Source organism: Arthrobacter sp. TB 26 (assembly GCF_000427315.1).
Lineage (GTDB): Bacteria > Actinomycetota > Actinomycetes > Actinomycetales > Micrococcaceae > Arthrobacter.
In genome coordinates this window covers 10,066-12,630 of record NZ_AUPJ01000277.1, presented here as the reverse complement: position 1 = coordinate 12,630, position 2,565 = coordinate 10,066, and the positions used below count along the sequence as shown (strand labels likewise).

The following is a 2,565-nucleotide window of genomic DNA, read 5'->3' as shown; positions in this document are numbered from 1 at the left end:
CGGGGATCTCCGCGTTGGTGCCGGCGGAGGCCGTGTGCAGTTTCAGCGTGCACAGCCCCAGGGCGCGCTCCACCGGCCCGGCGCCGATGTCGACGTACTGCATGCGGCCGTAGGGGACAACGAGGGTGCGCTGGAAGAAAATACCGCGGCGGATGAGGAGGTCATCTTCACGCTCGGCGTAGCCGAGCGCCCGCACCTGGCGGGGAATGAGCAGGAGCCGCCACAGGGCCAGGACCAGCATCACGGACGGGAGGGCGACGGCCAGCCAGAGCGGGAAGGACTGCCACCAGCCGTTGATGACGAGGACCAAGGGAAGGCACAGCAGCCCCACGACGAGGAGATTCGCCAGCGCCCAGCTGGTGAGCCTCACCGTGACGTATTTCTGCGAGACGCGCAGCCAGGTGATGCCCGGGGGGTCAATCGCCTCGGTATGCATATTCGCCTTCCGATTTCGGCTTGCGCTTCTCCTGGCGGCCGGGGGCCGATTCGCCCTCTCCATCCTCGGGGGGTATCCGGCAAAAGCGTTCCACGACCAGGCCAACAACGATCATGACCAGGCCGCCGCCGGCCATGGCCACGGCCTGCCAGGCGAGGGTCTGGTCGCTGCGCAGGTTCCAGAGCCGCAGCTGGTCAATGAAGATCCCGGCGTGCCAGCCGAGCAGGACGCTGCCGGTGTAGGCGCAGGCCTGGGCGAGGACGAGGGTCCAGGCGGCCAGGATGGGGTTGAGCATCTTCTTCTTCTTGCCGTTCCGCCAACGCAGCACCCGCACGCCCAGCACGAGGGTGAGCACAACGATCACGCCCATTGTGATGAGCCCGTTGAGCGGCAGGACGGGGGTGTTCAGGCTGTAGCGGGTGGTCAGGAGGGCAGCGAGCCAGCCGAGGACCCCCACGGCCAGGCCGATGATAAAGAGCACCAGTGGGCTGGTCAGCTTCATCATTCCACCGCTCCGGCCACGCCGTGGAGGTTTTCGAAGCCGTCGAAGGGGACAAGGCCGGCGAAGTCGGCGGCCTTCGCGGCGAGCTCGCCGACGCGTTCGCCGTCCAGCTCCGCCGCGGGGTCAATCAACGACCACGGGTACAGGACGAATGCCCGCTGGGCGGCACGCGGGTGGGGAATGGTGAGTTCCGGGTCGGAACTGACCAGGTCCCCGTAGGTGATGATGTCGACGTCGAGGGTGCGCGGGCCCCAGTGGACGTCGCGGACCCGGTGGTGCTTTTGTTCCACAGCGTGGCAGTGCTCCAGCAGTTCACGAGGTGTCAGTGTCGTGTCCACGGCGATCACCATGTTGAGGAAGTCCGGCTGGCCGGCCGGTCCGCCGACCGCCTTGGTCTGGACGATCGGGGAGATGGCCAGGAGGCGGACCTCGGGCGGGTCGACGAGGTCCGCGACGGCAGCCGAGAGCGTGTCGCTGCGCGCCCCCAGGTTGCTGCCGAGCGCAAGCACGGCGCGGGTGTAGTTCATGGCTGTTCCTGCCGGGTTCGCCGGACGCTGACGGAGACGTCGCCGAACTCGACTTCGATCGGAGCCTTGGGTTTGTGCACGGTGATGTCCACCGCGGCGGCGGGGAACTTCCGCAGCACGTCCTCGGCGATCCGCACGGCCAGTGCCTCGATCAGGTTCAGCGGCTCCCCGGTGATCCAGCTCCGGATGCATTCGGCCACTTCACCGTAGTGCGCGGTGTCCAGGACGTCGTCGGAGGCGGCGGCGCGGCTGAAGTCCAGGTGCAGTACGGCGTCGACCACGAATGGCTGGCCGTCGCGCCGCTCGAAATCAAACACTCCGTGATGGCCGACGGCGGTGACGCCGCTCAGCGTGATCTGGTCCATGGTGCCCGCCGGTTCAGTTGTCGCCGGCGGCGGGCACAGCTGGTGCCTGCGCCGCCGTCATGCGGGCGGCGACCTTAACGGCGTCGAGGCTGGGCCCGACGTCGTGCACCCGGACCGCCCAGGCGCCCCGGTGGGCACTGATGGCGGTCACAGCGGCGGTTGCGGCGTCGCGCTCGGCCGGCGGGGCGGCCTTGCCGGCGACCGTCAGGAGACTGCCGAGGAAGCGTTTGCGGGAGGCGGCCACGAGCACCTTGTGCCCCATCGCCTGCAGCACATCCAGGTGAGTCAGCAGCTCCCAGTTCTGCACGTCGGTCTTGGAAAAACCCAGGCCCGGATCAACGATGATCTGCTCCGGGGTGACACCGGCGGCGTAGAGCTTGTCGCGGACTCCGGCGAGCTCCGCGGCCACGTCTGCAGCCACGTTCCCGTATTCGGTCAGCGTGTCCATGGTGCTGGCGTTGCCCCGGCGGTGGGTGAGGACGTAGGGGGCCTTGCTGCGGGCCACGAGCTCGGCCATCTCGGGCTCCATGCTGAGGCCGGAGACGTCGTTGATGATCACGGCACCGGCGTCCAGCGCCGCCGCAGCGGTGGCGGCGTGGGTCGTGTCGATGCTGATCAGGGCGCCGGCCTTGGCCAGGGCCGCGATCACGGGCAACACCCGCCGCTGTTCCTCGTCAGGCTCCACTTCGGTCGCTCCCGGGCGGGTGGATTCGCCGCCGACGTCGATGATGTCGG

General features: G+C 68.7%; 4 protein-coding genes and 1 pseudogene (1 of these 5 only partly in view). All 5 read right to left on the bottom strand.

The window, feature by feature from the left end:
- Window positions 1-436 (bottom strand): PH domain-containing protein (locus K789_RS0109975; RefSeq protein WP_024366631.1); only part of this gene is annotated, 436 nt, incomplete at its 3' end.
- The gene (locus K789_RS0109970; RefSeq protein WP_024366630.1) at window positions 417-938 is read right to left on the bottom strand and encodes a DUF3180 domain-containing protein; all 522 of its coding nucleotides are present in this window, start codon (window positions 936-938) and stop codon (window positions 417-419) included. The genes K789_RS0109975 and K789_RS0109970, both read right to left, overlap by 20 nt.
- Entirely contained in the window at window positions 938-1,465 is a 528-nt protein-coding gene (folK, locus tag K789_RS0109965) for a 2-amino-4-hydroxy-6-hydroxymethyldihydropteridine diphosphokinase (protein WP_024366629.1), read from the bottom strand. Before folK ends, K789_RS0109970 begins: the two co-directional genes overlap by 1 nt.
- A complete protein-coding gene (gene folB, locus K789_RS0109960; protein WP_024366628.1) occupies window positions 1,462-1,830 on the bottom strand; it encodes a dihydroneopterin aldolase in 369 nt (122 codons plus the stop codon). The genes folK and folB overlap by 4 nt, the downstream gene beginning before the upstream one ends.
- A 13-nt stretch (window positions 1,831-1,843) precedes the next feature.
- Window positions 1,844-2,565, bottom strand: a pseudogene (gene folP / locus K789_RS0109955) (dihydropteroate synthase) (it continues 220 nt past the right edge of the window).

Excerpts from the sequence above, each read along its gene's own strand:
- K789_RS0109970 (WP_024366630.1), bottom strand. The coding sequence starts at position 938 with ATGAAGCTGACCAGCCCACTGGTGCTCTTTATCATCGGCCTGGCCGTG.
- folK (WP_024366629.1), bottom strand. The coding sequence starts at position 1,465 with ATGAACTACACCCGCGCCGTGCTTGCGCTCGGCAGCAACCTGGGGGCG.
- folB (WP_024366628.1), bottom strand. The coding sequence starts at position 1,830 with ATGGACCAGATCACGCTGAGCGGCGTCACCGCCGTCGGCCATCACGGA.